The organism is Cryobacterium sp. 10I5, assembly GCF_035019865.1.
GTDB lineage: Bacteria > Actinomycetota > Actinomycetes > Actinomycetales > Microbacteriaceae > Cryobacterium > Cryobacterium breve_A.
The window spans coordinates 1-238 of the sequence record NZ_JASJVI010000244.1 but is presented as its reverse complement, the minus strand read 5'-3'; the positions used below and the strand labels follow the sequence as shown (position 1 = coordinate 238).

Sequence of the window (238 nt, the reverse complement as noted above, 5' to 3'; positions counted from 1 at the left end):
GCTTCAAGGGGTCGAAGCAACACCGTATGAGTGAGGTGTTGGTGATGGCGTCGAGAGTTGTGTTGAAAGAGCGCGAGGACCTGTTTTGGGTTCGGGTTCGCGAGGGGATGTCGGCGGCGGCCGCGTGTGAGTCTGTGGGAGTGAATCGCAGACAGGGATATCGGTGGATCAAGGCCGCTGGCGGGCGAATTCCCGTTCCAGCCGTGGCCTCTTCGGGGCGCTATATGGGTCAAGAGGA

Annotated in this window: 1 protein-coding gene; it reads left to right on the top strand. The window is 60.5% G+C overall.

Annotation, left to right across the window (positions count from 1 at the left end):
• Window positions 1–26: 26 nt before the first annotated feature.
• The coding region (locus QN350_RS19870) for a helix-turn-helix domain-containing protein (protein WP_323517250.1) at window positions 27–238 on the top strand (212 nt) is incomplete at its 3' end.